Raw genomic sequence first — 15344 nt, 5'->3', positions numbered from 1 at the left:
AAAAGCGAGCTGCAATGCCCCGCCCCGCCACCCTGATCACCGCGGTTCTCTTCCTCCTGGCCGCCGGCCTGCTGGGCTGGATGCTGCTCGCTCCGGATGACGATGCAGCGCCCAGCAGTCGCCCCGGCGGTGGCGAGACGCGACCGGTGGCCGTGGCGGTTGCCGCCATCGAGACCCGTGACCTGGTCGAGCGCCGGCGCTTCACCGGGAGCATCGAGGGTGCGGACCGCATCGAGATCACTCCCCGTGTCGGCGGCCGGGTCGCCGAGATCTTCGTCAATCTGGGGGACCGCGTGGAACCGGGCGACCCCTTGCTGCAACTGGACACCGAAGAGTTCGAGCAGGACGTCGCCCAGGCCGCGGCGGAACTGGAAGTGGCCGAGGCCAGCCTGGCGGAGGCCATCGCCAGCCGCGACGCGTCCCGGCGCGAACTGCAGCGCACCCGTGAACTGCGCTATCAGGGGATCGCCTCGCGTTCCGAGCTGGAGGCCGCCGAGACCGAACTGGCCCTGGCGCAGACCCGAGTGGCCCTCGCCGAATCGCAGATCCGGCAGCGACGCTCCGCACTGCGCACCCGCGAGATCCAGCTCGGCTATACCCGCATCGAGGCGGATGCATCCAGCAGCACGCGCTGGGTGGCAGAACGGCATGTGGATCCCGGCACGGTCATCAGCGCCAGCGAGCCGGCGCTGGCGCTGGTCCGGCTCCAGCCGGTCCGGGCGATCCTGGCCGTGACGGAGTCCGACTACGGTCGGCTGTCTCCCGGTCAGGCCACTGAGGTACGCACCGGCGCCTACCCCGACACCGCATTCGCGGGGACCATCGCGCGGATCGCACCGGAGTTCCGCCCCGGCTCGCGCCAGGCGCGGATCGAGGTGGAACTGCCCAACGACGACGTCCGCCTGCGCCCGGGCATGTTCGTCGAGGCCGCGATCACCCTGGGCCAGCGCGACGGCGCGCGGGCCATCCCACGCGACGCGATCATCCAGCGTGAGGCCGGGCCCACCGTATTCAGCGTGGAACGCAGTGGCGAGCGCCCAACGGCCCGGCGCCATCAGGCCATCACCGGTGTCCGTGACGGGAACTGGGTCGAACTGCTGGAACCCGATCTGCCGCCGGGCACCGAGGTCGTGATCCTCGGCCAGCACCTGCTTGCGGACGGTACCCCGCTGCGGCTGAGCGAACCGGGCCGCATCCCCGACCGCGATGACGAGCGCGAGGCACAGACCCCGTGAATCCCGCGCGCCTGACCGTCCACCGCCCCGTGCTGACCAGTATGGTGGCCCTGATCGTGGTCATCCTCGGGCTGACCGCGCTGACGCGCCTGCCGGTGGACCTGCTGCCCGACATCACCTACCCCGTGGTCACCGTGATGACCTCCTACCCCAATGCCGGGGCCGAGGAGGTCGAACAACTGGTCACACGGCCGGTGGAACAGGCAGCGGCCGCGATCACGGGTGCCCAGGAGATCCGTTCCACCTCGGCCGAGGGCAACAGCAACGTCCGCATCAACTTCGCCTGGGGCACGGACATCCGCCAGGCCGTGGACGACCTGCGCGATCGTCTGGCACGCATCGAGGACCGCCTGCCGGATGATGCCGACCGCCCGCTGGTGCGCCAGTTCGACACCCAGGACTCGCCCATCATGCGCCTGGGGGTGGGCTCGCAGCTGGACGCCATCCACCTGCGCACCCTGATCGACAACCGCATCGCCCCGCGCCTGGAGCGCATCCCCGGTGTGGCCGCGGTCGACACCTTCGGCGGGCTGGAGCGCGAGGTCCGCGTGGAGGTGGACCCGGAGCGTCTCGAGGCCATCGACCTGGGCCTGGACGACCTGCGCAACCGCATCCGTGACGCCAACGTGATCACCCCCGGCGGGCCGATCATGGACGGCCGGCGGGAGTACCGCCTGCGCACCCCGGCCGAGTTCCGCTCGGTGGACGAGGTCCGCGACATCATCGTGCAGCGCAGCGAGGATGGCGTGACCCACCTGCACCAGGTCGCGGAGGTACGCGATACCCATCAGCGCGTCACCCGCCGCTTCCGGGTCAACGAGGAAGAAGGCGTCCAGCTCGCGGTGCGCAAGCTGGCCGACGCCAACACGGTCGAGGTCTCCGAGGCGGTGCACGCCGAACTGGTACGCCTGAACCGCGACTTCCCTCAGATCGACATCCGCGCGGTCACCGACGAGGCGGGGTTCATCCGCAACTCCATCACCAATGTCGGCCAGGCCATCCTCTACGGCAGCGCGCTGGCGGTACTGGTGCTGCTCGTGTTCCTGCGCAATATCCGTTACACCCTGGTGGCGGCCACCGCGATCCCGCTGGCCGTGATCGCGACCTTTGGTCTGGTGTACTTCGGCGGCTACTCGCTGAACCTGATGACACTTGGCGGGATCGCGCTGGGGGTGGGGCTGATGGTGGACAACGCCATCGTGGTCATCGAGAGCATCGCCCGCCGACGTGAAGAACACGCCGAGCAGACCGCCGCCGAGGCCGCGATCAGCGGCACCGGACGGGTCGCGCCCGCCATCATCGCCAGCACCCTGACCACGGTCGCGATCTTCCTGCCGCTGTTCTTCGCCGAGGAACTCGCCGGCCAGCTGTTCAAGCCCCTGGCGGCCGTGGTCGCCTTTGCCCTGGCCGGCTCGCTGATCGTTGCCCTCACCCTGGTGCCGATGCTGATGGCCCGCGCCCCGATGCCCAGGCGCGACACCAGCGCCCTCGCGCGCATGGAACATCGCTACCAGGGCCTGCTGCAGCGCACCCTGACCCAGCCGTGGATGGTCATCGGCATCAGCCTGCTGCTGATGATGATCGCCCTCGCCGGCCTGCGCGGCGTGGGCACCGAGTTCCTGCCCGCCACCGACGAGGGCGAGCTGCGCGTGCATGTATCCATGGAACCCGGCACCCCGCTGGAAGAGCTGTACGCCACCATGGCCGGGCTGGAGGCGATCATCCGCGACGAGGTCCCGGAACTGGAAAACCTGGTCTCCAGCTCGGGCGCCTCGGCGTTCCGGGCCTCCTCGCCGGCCTCCGGCAACATGCGCGTAATGGTCGGTTCTCGCGCAAGCCGCAGCCGCTCCTCCGATGCCATCGCCGCCGCGCTGCGCGAGGCGCTGGGCAGCCCGCCCGGGGTCGAGATCCGCGTACGCGCCTCCAGCGGAATCTTCTTCCGTGGCTTCGGCCGTGGCGCGGACGAGGAGAGCCTGTCCATCGAGGTCCGCGGCTTCGAACTGCCCACGATGAACGCGGTGGTCGAGCGGTTCGAGGCCGCGCTGTCCGACATCCCCGGCGTGACCGATACCCGCGTCGGCTCCGACGGCGGTCAGCCCGAGTTCGCCACCCGCATCGACCGCGCCCGCGCCGCCGACCTGGGCGTGGACGTGCGCACCATCGCCCAGACCCTGGAGACCGCGCTGGGCGGCTCCAGCGCCGGGCAGCTGCGCGCCGGGGGCGACGAGACCCGTATCTGGGTCCAGCTGCGCGACGCCGACCAGAGCTCGCTGGACGACCTCCTGAACCTGACGGTGCGCAGCGAGGACGGCGAGCGCGTCGCCCTGCGCAGCCTCGTGTCCTTCGATACCGCGATGGGCCCCGACAGCATCCAGCGCCGCGAGCAGGCGCGCATCAGCACCCTGTTCGTGAATATCGGCGACCGTTCATTGGGCGAGGTCGCGGCGGACGTGCGTGCCGCCCTGGCGGATATCCCGCTGCCGGAGGAGATCGACTTCTCGGTCACCGGCGATATCGAGGAACAGGAGGCCGCCTTCTCCGAGCTGCTGCTGGGCACCCTGCTGGCCACGCTGCTGGTGTACATGGTCATGGCCAGCCTGTACGAATCCCTGCGCGACCCGCTGATCGTGATGTTCTCCATCCCGCTGGCCCTGATCGGCGTCACCGCGGCGCTGCTGATCACTGACACCACGCTCAACGTGCAGTCGCTGATCGGCATCCTGCTGCTGGTCGGGATCGTGGTGAACAACGCGATCCTGCTGGTGGACCGCATGGCCCGGCGCCACCGCGACGACGGCATGGAACTGACCACGGCGATCGTGGCCGCCGCCGGCGAGCGCCTGCGCCCGATCCTGATGACCACGCTGACCACCATCCTCGCGCTGTCGCCGCTGGCGATCGGCATGGGCGACGGCGGCGAGGCCCAGGCCCCGATGGCGCGGGTGGTGATCGGCGGGCTGCTGTCGTCTACCCTGATCACCCTGGTGCTGATCCCGACGCTGTACCTGCTGTTCCACCGCCGGGGCGAACATCCACAACCGGTCTATCGAGTCGCAACGGAACATGCCTAGAAAAACGCTGACCTTCCTCGTCGCGCTCGCCCTGACCCTCCCGGCCCAGGGCGCCGACGCCCAGGACGCCACCGAGGGCCTGCGCCTGTCGCTGCCCGCCGAGGCCCTGCTGGACACCCGCCCGTTCGAGCGCGAGGCGGTGGCGGAGGAGACGCTGTCGCTGGAGGAGGCCGTCGCCCGCGCCCTGGAGAACAACCGCGGCCTGCGCGCCGAGCGCCTGCAAACGGCCATCCAGGGCACCTTCGAGGCCCAGGAGCGCGCGGTGTTCGACCCCGAGCTGTTCGCCGAGCTGGAGATCAGCCGCGACCAGAGCGTGCGCCAGCTGGAACAGATCGGCGAGACCGACACGGTGACAACCACCCGCCGTTTCGGGGAGGCCGGGATCACCCAGGCGCTTCCCACCGGCACCGACCTGACGGTCTCGCTGCGCAGTTCCCGCGCCTCCAGTTCCCGCGTGGACACCTCGCAGTTCACCACCCGCGCGGGGCTCAGCCTGACCCAGGCCCTGCTCCGGGGCGGCCGTATCGAATCCAACCTGGTGCGCCTGCGCCAGGCCAGCCTGGACGTGGAGGCATCGGAATACGAGGTGCGCGGCTTCGTGGAGCAGCTGATCACGGACGTGGAGGGCCGCTACTGGGACCTGGTACTGGCCGACGCACAGATCGCCATCTTCGAGGAGGCCCTGGCGGTCGCCCGCGCCCAGCTGGACCAGACCGAACGCCGCATCCGGGCCGGCGACCGTCCGGAGACCGAGGCCGTATCCGCGCGCGCCGAGGTGGCGCTGCGCCGCCAGGGCCTGATCGACGCGCGGGCCGACCGTGCCCGCGCCCAGGACGCGCTGGCCCGCCTGCTGCAGGCCGACAACGGCGGGCTCTGGGATACCCGGCTAGAGGCCCGTTCGGAGCCGGAGCTGGAGCGCTACGCCCTGGAGCCCCTGGATGCCTACGTGGCGCTGGCCCGCGACCACCGCGCCGACCTCAACGAGACCCGCCTGCGCGTGCAGCGCAACCAGCTGGAAGTCGTGCGCACCCGCAACGGCCTGCTGCCGCGCCTGGACTTCTTCGTGACCCTGGGCCAGTCCGGCTACGCCGACAGCTTCAGCCGCACCTGGCGCGACCGCCAGGGCGACGGCTACGACCTGGCCGCCGGCCTGCGCTTCGAGATGCCCATCGGCAATCGCGCGGCCGAGGCCGAGCACACCCGCGCGCGCCTGACCCGCCAGCAGATCCAGGAGACCCTGGCCAACCTGGAACAGCTGGCCATCGAGGACGTGCGCGCCACCTGGTTCGACGCCGCCCGTGTGCGCGAACAGATCCAGGCCCAGAAGGAGACGGTGGAACTACAGGAAGAACTGCTGCGCGTGGAACAGACCCGCTTTCGGGTCGGGGCCGGGACCGCCCTGGCCGTGGCCCAGGCCCAGCGCGACCTGCTGGAGAGCCGCCTGAACCTGACCGAGACGGTGGTGCGCTTTCGCCAGCTGAGCACCGAACTGCTCAATGCCAGCGGCACCCTGCTGCTGCACCGCGGCATCGACGCCCCGGGTGCCGAACGCGTGGAGATTCGCCTGTAATCCGAATGCTGGAAGGACCGGCGCCCCGCTCAGGACGCCCGCCTATTGTCCCACCGGACGGGCACTGCCATCGGCGTCGATCTCGACGACGAGCATCGCCCCGGCCCCGATGCTGCGCCCGCTGAGCTCCATGATGTTGGCCCGGTGGGTCACGTAGACCGCAGGTCCCTGCGCCTGCCGGTATTCCTCCGCCAGGTGTTCGCGCCACGCCCGCATGCGCCGCTCACGGTGCGGGGCGTTGGTGCGAAACACCGATCCCAGGGCCTCCAGGACCACCGGTTCGCCATAGCCCAGCAGCTCCGCGGTATCGAAATTGCGACACCAGGGACCCGCGAATACCCGGATCGCATCCAGCCCAGCGGCCCGCAGGCGTTCGCCGGTCTCGCGGGCCTGCGCGCGGCCCTCCTCGGAGAGATTGCGCTGCGTGGCGCAGTCGTCGACATCAAAGCCCGATGGGTCGCCAATCCCCGGCGCCAGGGCATGACGCATCAGCAGGATGCGCTGCGGCTCCTGCAACTGCGCCACGATCACGCGTTCTTCGGCCAGATCGTCCGCCGCCAGCGGCACAGCGAGTGCCAGCACGATCACGGCCCAGATCCCCGGGAATGCAGAGCGTTTCATGACGCCGTTTTCCTCGTACGACGACGCCGGCAGGCGTCGGAACAGTAGCGCACCTCGTCCCAGCAGCGCGCCCACTTTCTGCGCCAGACAAACGGCCGACCGCACACGGCGCAGGTCTTTTGCGGCAGATGCGGCTTGGCATGCGCCACGGCGGCCGTTATCCCCCCGGGCGGCAGACCCCGTCGTCGCAGCGGGACCGCCAGCGATAGCGGGCGATCACGTTGTAGACGCGGTCCATCAGCCAGACGACCGGCGGTAGGCGATGCAGCACGCCGCCGAGCCAGCGGTAATACGGCAGATGCCGCCAGACCAGCACGAAGGCCCACGCGCCACTGCGAATGCGGCCCTCGGGACTGACGGCATGCATGCGCTGCATGGCCTGGTCCCAGGTGATGCCCCAGGCGGCGAGCGGCGCCGCATCGGCGTGAATGTCGCGCCAGTCGACCGCGGCAGCGGTATCCAGGCGCTGGTAGTGTCCGATCTCGCGACGGCACAGCGGGCAGCCGCCATCGAAGAACACGATCGGGCGTCCGGGGGCCTTTGGCGGTCGGTTCGCGGCCGGGTCAGGCATGTCCTACCGGCCCGGTCTGCTGGTGCTGCGCCTCGCCCAGCGATTTCAACGCGCGCTCCACCACATCGCGCGCGAGTCCCTGGGTCATCTCGGGGTCGGCCGGGATCATCTCGGTACGTACCGCCAGGGCCATCGCCAGGGCCTGCAGCACATCCCCGTTACAGGTGTCCCCCAGCACCCCGATCTCGTTATCCAGGGTATCGGTCAACCGGTCCAGCAACTGCTGCACCCGCACCGCCGAACCCGTCTCGGGGTGCAGACGAAACTCGAAGGACACGGCCTCGCCGCTCGGGGTCACATAGCGATAGGGCAATACGTCCATGGCTCTCTCCTTCGCGAACGGTCGGGTTGTCGAGGCGGATTTCGGGGTCGGTCGGGCAGCCCCTCCGCCATTGGGCCACGAAACGGGCAAACAGTTCGACCGGCAGCGGGCCGACACGACCGGATCGCATCGCGAAAACCGCCCCGGCCGGCACGCGCAAGCGTTATCCTTGCGCCTCATGGAGACCCGCATCCGCAACATCGACTTCGCCGGTGCGCCGCGCGCGGCAGGGGTACGGTAATGGCGGCCCGCCGCAAGCGCCGCCCGCTGCGCCGCCTGCTCCTCTGGGTGGCCGGGCTGACCGCATTCCTGCTGGCGCTGGGCATCGGGGTTATGTTCGCGCTGGTGGTGCTGTTCGCTCGCGTCGACCCGCCCTACGGCATGGCCATGGTGGTGGCCACCGACTGGCAGACCGCCTCCAACCGGCGCCCGGACTGGCAGCGTCTGGATGACCTGCCCCGCCACCTGATGCTGGCGGTGATCGCCGCGGAGGACCAGCATTTTCCCAACCATCGCGGCTTTGACTGGGGCTCGGTGCGCCAGGCGCTGGGCGATCATGTGCGCGGCGGGCGACTGCGCGGCGCCAGCACCATCAGCCAGCAGACCGCCAAGAATCTGTTCCTGTGGCACGGCCGGTCCTGGGTGCGCAAGTCGCTGGAGGCCGGGTTCACGCTGGGGATGGAGACCCTGTGGCCGAAACGACGCATCCTCGAGATCTACCTGAACCTGGCGGAATGGGGCCCCGGCATCTACGGCATCGAGAACGCCGCCCAGCATTACTTCGGTGTCTCCGCCACCGAACTGGACCGCCACCAGTCCGCGCGTCTGGCCGCCATCCTGCCCAGCCCCGGGCGCATGAACCCGGTGCAGCCGGGCCCGCAACTGGACCGCCGTATCGCCTGGGTGGAGCAGCAAATGGCCCAGCTCGGGATCGCCTGGCTGGACCCGATGCTGCTGGAGTAAGCCTTGTGCCCGGCCGACGCCGAGGTCGGGCACGGAGATCGCCCCGCGCCTTTGGCGCTCGCGATGAGCGTGCTTTCCCCCATCATGGCAAGGCTCCGCCAGGGGCGGCGGCCATCCCCGGACGCACCCCCGGCCCGCATTGTGGCGGGGAACTTCCAGCCTTTAGACTGCTCGCACTATCCGCACGGGCGAACCGCCGTTCAATAGGTCCATCGACATGGACGCCATGAGCGCGGCTCCCATGGATGCCCCCCGAACATTGAGGTTTGCCGTGACCCACCAGCGCTCGCCGTTTCGCTTCTTCTCCCGCCTGCTCGTCCTCGCCGCCCTGCTGTTCTCCGTGCCGCTGGGGGCCGTCTCTGCCCAGGATGCCGGCGCGACGGATTCCGGCAATGACCTGCGGCAGACGCTGATCGACGCGCTGGAAAACGAGGAGGCCCGCGAGCGCCTGCTGGAGGCCCTGCGGGCCGACAGCGGGTCCAGCGAGAGCGACACGGCCGAAGATGCCGTCCCGGTGGACACCGGCGAGAGCGAATCCGTCGCGCGCCAGATCGCCCAGCTGACCCAGTCGCTGGCCGAGGGGGCCGTCGCCGAGGTCCGGGCCCTCAACGACATCGCCGCGGACATCGCCGAACGGGTCCGTGCAATCGAGCCAACGGTGTTCGGGATGGCCGTGCTCGATCTGGCGATCATCATTGTATTCACCGTGGTGGTGTTCCTGGTCCTGCGCCGCCTGGGCGCCCCGCTGTTCACCAGCATCGACCGCTGGGCCCTGAATGCCGCGGAGCACATGCGCCTGATGCGGGCACTGCCCGCCGTCGTCCTCGCCGCCGCGATCGACTTCCTGATCGTCATCCTCGCCTGGCTGGCCGGCTATGCCCTCGCGCTGTTCGTACTGGGCGAGTCGGGCGAGATGAACACGCGCCACTCGCTGTTCCTGAACGCCTTCCTGCTGATCGAGGTGACCAAGGCGGCGCTGCGCCTGATCTTCGCCACCCGCTACCACGGTCTGCGCCTGCTGCCGATGGCCGGGGACGAGGCCGCCTACTGGAACGCCTGGCTGGCGCGCATCGTGGGCTACATTGGCTACGGCCTCCTGCTGCTGGTGCCGATCGCCAACAACCAGATCTCCTCCGAGGCGGGGCGCTCGCTGGGGCTGATCGTGATGCTGACGGCGTTCCTGTACGCCGCCGTGATCATCCTGCAGAACCGCAGCCGGGTGCATGACCGCCTGATCGCGATGGCCAACCGGGCCGAGTTCGCCTTCACCCGGATCGTGATCTCGCTGCTGGCGAATTTCTGGCACTGGATCGCGCTGCTCTACTTCCTGGCGCTGGCCGTGGTCAGCGTCACCCGTCCGGAAGACGCCCTGCCCTTCATGGCCAAGGCCACCGGTCAGACCTTGCTCGCGGCCTTCGTGGGCGTGTTCGTCGCCAACCTGCTGACGCAGCTGATCGGCCGGCAGATCCGCGTGCCCGACGAGACCCGGGAGAAGTTCCCGTCGCTGGAACTGCGCCTGAACTCATACATCCCGAAGGCGCTGAAGGTCATGCGCCTGGTGATCCTGCTGATCGTGCTGGCGGTGATCGCGGATGCCTGGGGTGCCTTCAGCCTGACCACCTGGCTCGCCTCCGACACCGGCATGGCGGTACTGGGCACCGCGATCTCGGTCGCCCTGATCCTGCTGGGCGTGCTCGCCATCTGGCTGGTATTCGCCAGCTGGATCGAACACCGCATGAACCCCAACACCGGCGACGGCGGTCCGACGGCCCGCGAGGCCACGCTGCTGACCATCTTCCGCAATGCGGTCGCCATCGTGCTGATCGTGATGACCACCATGATCGTGCTGGCCGAGATCGGCGTGAACATTGGGCCGCTGCTGGCCGGCGCGGGCGTCCTCGGCCTGGCCGTCGGCTTCGGCGCCCAGAAACTGGTCCAGGACGTGATCACCGGGGTCTTCATCCAGCTCGAGAACGCCATCAACGTCGGTGACGTAGTCACCGTCGCCGGAACGACCGGCGTGGTCGAACGCCTGACCATCCGCTCGCTGGGTCTGCGCGACCTGTCCGGGACCTACCACCTGATCCCGTTCTCCTCGGTCGACGCGGTGTCCAACTACATGCGTGAATTCGCCTACCACGTGGGCGAGTACGGCGTCGCCTACCGCGAGGACATCGACGAGGTCATCGTGCGCCTGCGCGAGGCCTTCGAGGAACTCAAGGAAGACCCCGACCAGGGTCCGAACATCCTCGACGAAATGGAGGTGCACGGCGTCACCGCCCTGGCCGACAGCTCGGTCAACGTGCGTATCCGCATCAAGACGCTGCCGGGCACCCAGTTCGGCCTGGGCCGCGCGTTCAACCGCCTGGTCAAGAAGCACTTCGACGCCGCCGGCATCGAGATCCCGTTCCCGCACCAGACCATCTACTTCGGTCAGGAGAAGGACGGGTCGGCCCCCGCAGCCAACCTGCGCATGATCGAGGCCGCGCCGGAGGGCAACGCCGGCGACCGGGACTATTCGCGCGACCGCCGCGCCCGCCCGAACCCGAAACACAAAGGCGACTACGACGAGTCCGAGGACTGACGCAACCAGCGGGGCGAACGGCCGGCTGAGGGGCCTGCCGCCACGCGCGGTCATCTCGAGCCGGCTTACCCTTTCCGCCAGGGCGGGATTTGGGTCAATATAGCCGCATGCGACTGTTGATCCTGCTCGCGCCGTTGCTGTTGTTCCTCGCCTGGGCCCCGGGCCTCTGGGTCCGTCACGTCATGAAGAAGTACCACCAGCCGGGGGACCGCTACGACGGCACCGGCGCGGAACTGGCCCGCGATCTGCTGGACCGTCACGGGCTGCACAAGGTCCGGGTGGAGACCACCACGCACGGAGATCACTACGACCCCAACGCCCGCACCGTACGGCTGTCGCCCGAAAACCACGAGGGACACTCCCTCACGGCGGTCACCGTGGCCGCCCACGAGGTCGGACACGCCATCCAGCATGCCGAGGGCTACGCCCCGCTGCGCATGCGCAGCTACCTGGTTTGCGTCGCGGGATACGGTCAGCAGATCGGTGCCTGGCTGCTGGTCGCCATTCCCTTTGTCACCCTGCTCGCCCGGCATCCCGCGCCCGCGTTCCTGTTCCTGCTGGCCGGAGTCCTCTCCATGGGGCTCGCCACGCTGGCCCACCTGGTCACCCTCCCCACGGAGTTCGACGCCAGCTTCCGCCGGGCCATGCCGATGCTGCGTGACGGGCGTTACCTGCACCCGCCCGACTACCCGCATGCGGAGCGCATCCTGAAGGCCGCCGCCTATACCTACCTCTCGCAATCCCTGATGAGCCTGCTGAATATCGCCTCGTGGTTCCGCTACCTGCGAAGGTAATGTACGCTCCCAAACCTGACAATCACGCCCAAACACGAACACTATATGCGCTTTCTCACATCAATTACCATACAGATGCACATTTAGCCAGCATCCAAAAATAGGCTCATAAATGAAACTTTATCTAGCCATAGCTTTGATCACATTTCTTTCGGGGTGCGCCACTAACCCCTATTCGGAGTTTTACGAGTCCTACATTGAACCGGACGAACTCCCAGCCCTTGCGGGTTCCAAAAAACCTTCTGAAAGTCCACAAATAATCCGCGGAACCGACGTGCCCACCGACAATCAACGTATGATGGAGCGGGGGTATGCCCTCTTGGGGTATTCATCCTTCACTGCGGGGAACGCAACTACTAAACAAGCAGAAATTCACGCTCAATCCGTGAAGGCAGAGAAAGTACTCCTCTACTCGGAATACCTAGAAACGGTAACTGGGTCTACGCCCATAACCTTGCCGAATACCCAGACATCTACCACACACACATATGGGAGTATCCAAGGACCGGGCGGTTATGGATCCTTCTCTGGGACCGGAACAACGACCACTCATGGCACTACGACAACGCATATTCCCTACTCCATTCAGAGATACAATCATCTCGCGACTTATTGGGTTAAGATGCCGCCACCGATCTTTGGCGCCCTTGTAGACGAACTAGATCATGAACACCGAAGAATGATCGGAAGCAATACTGGTGTTCTCGTATTTGCAGTCGTAAATGATTCTCCTGCATTCCATGCCGACCTCATGCGTGGCGACATTCTCGTTTCCATAGAAGATCGGGAAATAACCAGCGTCGAAGAGTACATTCAATTCATAGATCAGACAGAATCCGGACCAGTCCAAGTAACTTTTTATAGAGATCGGATAAAGAAAAACACAATCGTTGATTTATCCACCGATTAATTTTCCCGAAAAGATGCAGGTGGCCCGTCTATATACTTCTAAATGTCTTCGAGGGTTCTTCATGATTGTCTATTGTGCGGCTCATCCACACGCCCGTTCCATCACCGCGGGCTCGGCGATCCCTCACCCGGCGACTATCGCCGCTGCCACCACTGCCGCCTGATCCACCTCGACCCCGGGGTCTGGCCCGACCGCGAGATGGAACGTGCGTACTACCGCACCCACGAGAATCGGCCGGATGATCCCGGTTACCAGACGCATCTGCAGCGGCTGATCGAGCCGCTGCTGGAGGCCCTGCCACCACCTGCCCGCGGCCTCGACTGGGGCTGCGGCCCCCAACCCGTTCTCGCGGCCCTGCTGCGGACACGCGGCTACACCATGGATACCTGGGACCCCGCCTTTGCACCCGTCTGGCCCGACGCACCCGACTCCGGCTGGGATTTCATCACCTGCACCGAGGTGCTGGAGCACCTGCACAGTCCCCTGCACGCACTGCAAACGCTGCGCACCCACCTGCGCCCGGGCGGCGTTCTTGCCGTAATGACCGAATGGCCGCCCGAGGCGGACGGCTTCCGCCGCTGGCACTATCGCCGCGACCCCACCCACGTCGCGTTCTACGGTCCCGACACCCTGCACTGGATCGCCGACCGGCTGGGTGGCGCCCTCGCGCTGCCCGCGCGCGACATAGCGCTGTTCACGCGCAGCGATCCGCCCTGATCAACCCGAAACCTCGACGGGCATCACACGGATCCGCCCGCCACGCGGCCCCGGGGAACTCCTCCACCCGCGGATCGTCTTCGCCAGGTGCCATTCGCCCGGCTGGACGCCCCCGGTCCGGCATGAAGTCGCCACGCTTGTTAAGCTGGGGTTAAGTGCGCTTGTCTAGGCTACCGTTACTACTTACGCAGGAGAGATTCTATGAAGATTCGTTCCCGGTCCGTCGCCGGACTGATCGCCGCGGCCGCCCTTGCGCTGGCCAGCCCGCTCGCCATGGCGCAGGGTATGGGCCAGCAGGGCCAGGGCGGCATGGGCATGCAGGGCGGTCAGAGTGGCAACCTGCAAATGGAGATGCAGCAGCTACAGCAGACGCTCGCCGAGACCCAGCAGCAGGCCGTCGAGAACAATCCACAGTTAGAACAAAAACTTGAAGATATCGAAAATCTGATACTCGACAAGATGGAGTCCGCCGGTTATCAGCCGCGTCGTGACCTGGAAACCCTCGAGTCCGCCGAGGAACGCATGCAGGATCCGGATCTCAGCGCCGAACAGCGCCAGGAAGTCATTCAGTCCGAGGACGTTCAGCAGGCGCAGATGAACCTGCAGGAGGCGCAGCAGGCGGTCGCGCAGGATCAGGAGATCCGCGAGGCCCAGCAATCCCTGCGTGACGACCTGATGGCCGCCATGCGCCAGGAGAACGCCGATATCGACGACGTCATCCAGCGCATGCAGAGCCTGCAGCAGCAGATGCAGCAGCAACAGGGTGGTCAGGGCGGCATGATGCGCTTGTCGCCTTCCCGTAAATTCGGTCCATTGAAAACTGGAGGTCTCCGGGCACACTAGAGCCAAAGGAGGCCGAGATGCGCAAGAGTCGGTTTACGGAAAGCCAGATTGTTCAGACGCTGAAGCAGGTCGAAGGCGGCCGGAAGGTGAAGGACGTGTGTCGGGAGATCGGGGTCTCTGAAGCGACCTACTACCAGTGGAAGTCGAAATACGGCGGCATGGAGGCAGCCGACGTCCGACGGTTGAAGGAGCTGGAGGACGAGAACAACCGGCTCAAACGGATGTATGCCGAGCTGGCCCTGGAGAACACGGCCCTGAAGGACGTGATCACAAAAAAGCTCTGAGCCCGGACGAGAAGCGCCGTGTGGTCACTGCGTTGACGCAGGAACACGGGCTGAGTCAGCGCCGGGCCTGTCAGGCGGCAGGGGCTGCGCGGTCGGTGGTGCGGTATCGCAAGCAACCGGACCGGGACGATGCGGTGATCGCGCTTCTGCAGGAGCTGGTGGAGCGCTATCCGGAGCGGGGCTTTGGCAAGCTGTTCAAGCTGATCCGGCGTCGGGGCATGCCCTGGAACCACAAGCGGGTCTGGCGCGTGTACTGCGCCCTGAAGCTGAACCTGCGGCGCAAGGGCAAGCGCCGTTTGCCACCACGGGAGCCACGGCCCCTGGCGTCGACCGAAGCCCCGAACGTGGGATGGTCAGCGGACTTCATGTCGGATGCGCTATGGGACGGACGGCGCTTCCGCACCTTCAACGTCGTGGATGACTTCAACCGGGAAGCGCTGGCCGTGGAGATCGATCTGAACCTGCCCGCACCCCGTGTGATCCGGGTGCTGGAGCGTATTGCCGCCTGGCGGGGCTATCCGCAGCAGCTCCGGCTGGACAATGGCCCCGAGTTCGTCTCGGCCGCGATCGCCGACTGGGCCGAACAGCGCGGCGTGGAACTGAGCTTCATCCAGCCGGGCAAACCGATGCAGAACGGCTTCATCGAACGGTTCAACGGCAGCTACCGCCGTGGGGTCCTGGATCTCTACGTCTTCCGAACGCTGACCGAAGTCCGGGAACACACCGAGCAGTGGCTGCAGGACTACAACGAAACCATCCCTCACGAGTCGCTGGGGGACCTGACGCCGGTCGAATACCGGCAGCTACACCACCCGGAAACCTCTAGTTATGCGTGGACCTAATCCGGGGAAGTGGACAC

General features: G+C 67.1%; 15 protein-coding genes. 11 read left to right on the top strand and 4 right to left on the bottom strand.

Annotated features, from left to right (window positions below; genetic code table 11):
• The first annotated feature begins 14 nt into the window (after positions 1-14).
• From F627_RS0108730 to F627_RS0108720, 3 genes are read left to right on the top strand one after another with little or no spacing between them, the layout of a single operon-like run.
• Positions 15-1235 (top strand): efflux RND transporter periplasmic adaptor subunit, encoded by a 1221-nt coding sequence (locus F627_RS0108730; protein ID WP_019583859.1) that lies wholly within the window; start codon positions 15-17, stop codon positions 1233-1235.
• Positions 1232-4306, top strand: a complete 3075-nt coding sequence (locus F627_RS0108725) for an efflux RND transporter permease subunit (protein WP_019583858.1) — start codon at positions 1232-1234, stop codon at positions 4304-4306. The genes F627_RS0108730 and F627_RS0108725 overlap by 4 nt, the downstream gene beginning before the upstream one ends.
• The gene (locus F627_RS0108720) at positions 4299-5876 is read left to right on the top strand and encodes a TolC family protein (protein WP_019583857.1); all 1578 of its coding nucleotides are present in this window, start codon (positions 4299-4301) and stop codon (positions 5874-5876) included. Before F627_RS0108725 ends, F627_RS0108720 begins: the two co-directional genes overlap by 8 nt.
• A gap of 42 nt (positions 5877-5918) precedes the next feature.
• On the opposite strand, the gene F627_RS0108715 is transcribed toward F627_RS0108720, so the two are convergent.
• From F627_RS0108715 to F627_RS0108705, 4 genes are read right to left on the bottom strand one after another with little or no spacing between them, the layout of a single operon-like run.
• Positions 5919-6497 carry a histidine phosphatase family protein gene (locus tag F627_RS0108715; protein ID WP_018875653.1) on the bottom strand — a complete coding sequence of 193 codons (579 nt, stop codon included), beginning with the start codon at positions 6495-6497 and terminating at the stop codon, positions 5919-5921.
• A complete protein-coding gene (locus F627_RS16450; RefSeq protein WP_231366574.1) occupies positions 6494-6604 on the bottom strand; it encodes a DUF2256 domain-containing protein in 111 nt (36 codons plus the stop codon). Before F627_RS16450 ends, F627_RS0108715 begins: the two co-directional genes overlap by 4 nt.
• 50 nt (positions 6605-6654) lie before the next feature.
• Positions 6655-7068 (bottom strand): thiol-disulfide oxidoreductase DCC family protein, encoded by a 414-nt coding sequence (locus F627_RS0108710; protein ID WP_038032689.1) that lies wholly within the window; start codon positions 7066-7068, stop codon positions 6655-6657.
• The gene (locus tag F627_RS0108705) at positions 7061-7390 is read right to left on the bottom strand and encodes a hypothetical protein (RefSeq protein WP_018867076.1); all 330 of its coding nucleotides are present in this window, start codon (positions 7388-7390) and stop codon (positions 7061-7063) included. Before F627_RS0108705 ends, F627_RS0108710 begins: the two co-directional genes overlap by 8 nt.
• Here F627_RS0108705 and F627_RS0108700 point away from each other — a divergent pair.
• The 8 genes from F627_RS0108700 to F627_RS0108665 all read left to right on the top strand — a co-directional run bounded on the left by F627_RS0108700 (position 7389) and on the right by F627_RS0108665 (position 15327).
• On the top strand, positions 7389-7631 hold the full coding sequence (locus tag F627_RS0108700; RefSeq protein ID WP_018867077.1) for a hypothetical protein: 243 nt from the start codon (positions 7389-7391) through the stop codon (positions 7629-7631). The genes F627_RS0108705 and F627_RS0108700 overlap by 2 nt on opposite strands.
• On the top strand, positions 7631-8353 hold the full coding sequence (gene mtgA, locus F627_RS0108695; protein WP_018867078.1) for a monofunctional biosynthetic peptidoglycan transglycosylase: 723 nt from the start codon (positions 7631-7633) through the stop codon (positions 8351-8353). Before F627_RS0108700 ends, mtgA begins: the two co-directional genes overlap by 1 nt.
• Before the next feature lie 271 nt (positions 8354-8624).
• Positions 8625-10937, top strand: a complete 2313-nt coding sequence (locus F627_RS0108690) for a mechanosensitive ion channel domain-containing protein (protein WP_019583856.1) — start codon at positions 8625-8627, stop codon at positions 10935-10937.
• A 107-nt stretch (positions 10938-11044) separates the two neighbouring features.
• Complete coding sequence (locus tag F627_RS0108685; protein WP_018867080.1) at positions 11045-11731, top strand: zinc metallopeptidase; 687 nt, start codon at positions 11045-11047, stop codon at positions 11729-11731.
• 112 nt (positions 11732-11843) lie between these two features.
• Entirely contained in the window at positions 11844-12641 is a 798-nt protein-coding gene (locus F627_RS16445; RefSeq protein ID WP_081630746.1) for a PDZ domain-containing protein, read from the top strand.
• Positions 12642-12713: 72 nt separating this feature from the next.
• Complete coding sequence (locus F627_RS0108680; protein WP_019583855.1) at positions 12714-13358, top strand: class I SAM-dependent methyltransferase; 645 nt, start codon at positions 12714-12716, stop codon at positions 13356-13358.
• A 201-nt stretch (positions 13359-13559) separates the two neighbouring features.
• Positions 13560-14201 carry a hypothetical protein gene (locus F627_RS0108675; protein ID WP_019583854.1) on the top strand — a complete coding sequence of 214 codons (642 nt, stop codon included), beginning with the start codon at positions 13560-13562 and terminating at the stop codon, positions 14199-14201.
• 17 nt (positions 14202-14218) lie between these two features.
• A protein-coding gene (locus F627_RS0108665; RefSeq protein WP_155987096.1) for an IS3 family transposase occupies positions 14219-15327 on the top strand; the annotation gives its coding sequence in 2 pieces (ribosomal slippage) (positions 14219-14471 and positions 14471-15327; 1110 coding nt in all).
• The last annotated feature ends 17 nt before the right edge of the window (positions 15328-15344 follow it).

The sequence above is a fragment of the Thioalkalivibrio sp. ALE16 genome (genome assembly GCF_000381305.1).
GTDB lineage: Bacteria > Pseudomonadota > Gammaproteobacteria > Ectothiorhodospirales > Ectothiorhodospiraceae > Thioalkalivibrio.
Note: the sequence above shows the minus strand (reverse complement) of the source record. Positions and strands in the feature narration are given on the sequence as shown.

Bases quoted from the DNA above. Each gene is read 5' to 3' on its own strand.
- F627_RS0108730 (WP_019583859.1), top strand. From the start codon at position 15: ATGCCCCGCCCCGCCACCCTGATCACCGCGGTTCTCTTCCTCCTGGCC.
- F627_RS0108720 (WP_019583857.1), top strand. From the start codon at position 4,299: ATGCCTAGAAAAACGCTGACCTTCCTCGTCGCGCTCGCCCTGACCCTC.
- F627_RS0108715 (WP_018875653.1), bottom strand. From the start codon at position 6,497: ATGAAACGCTCTGCATTCCCGGGGATCTGGGCCGTGATCGTGCTGGCA.
- F627_RS0108710 (WP_038032689.1), bottom strand. From the start codon at position 7,068: ATGCCTGACCCGGCCGCGAACCGACCGCCAAAGGCCCCCGGACGCCCG.
- F627_RS0108700 (WP_018867077.1), top strand. From the start codon at position 7,389: ATGGCTCTCTCCTTCGCGAACGGTCGGGTTGTCGAGGCGGATTTCGGG.
- F627_RS0108705 (WP_018867076.1), bottom strand. From the start codon at position 7,390: ATGGACGTATTGCCCTATCGCTATGTGACCCCGAGCGGCGAGGCCGTG.
- mtgA (WP_018867078.1), top strand. From the start codon at position 7,631: ATGGCGGCCCGCCGCAAGCGCCGCCCGCTGCGCCGCCTGCTCCTCTGG.
- F627_RS0108685 (WP_018867080.1), top strand. From the start codon at position 11,045: ATGCGACTGTTGATCCTGCTCGCGCCGTTGCTGTTGTTCCTCGCCTGG.
- F627_RS16445 (WP_081630746.1), top strand. From the start codon at position 11,844: ATGAAACTTTATCTAGCCATAGCTTTGATCACATTTCTTTCGGGGTGC.
- F627_RS0108675 (WP_019583854.1), top strand. From the start codon at position 13,560: ATGAAGATTCGTTCCCGGTCCGTCGCCGGACTGATCGCCGCGGCCGCC.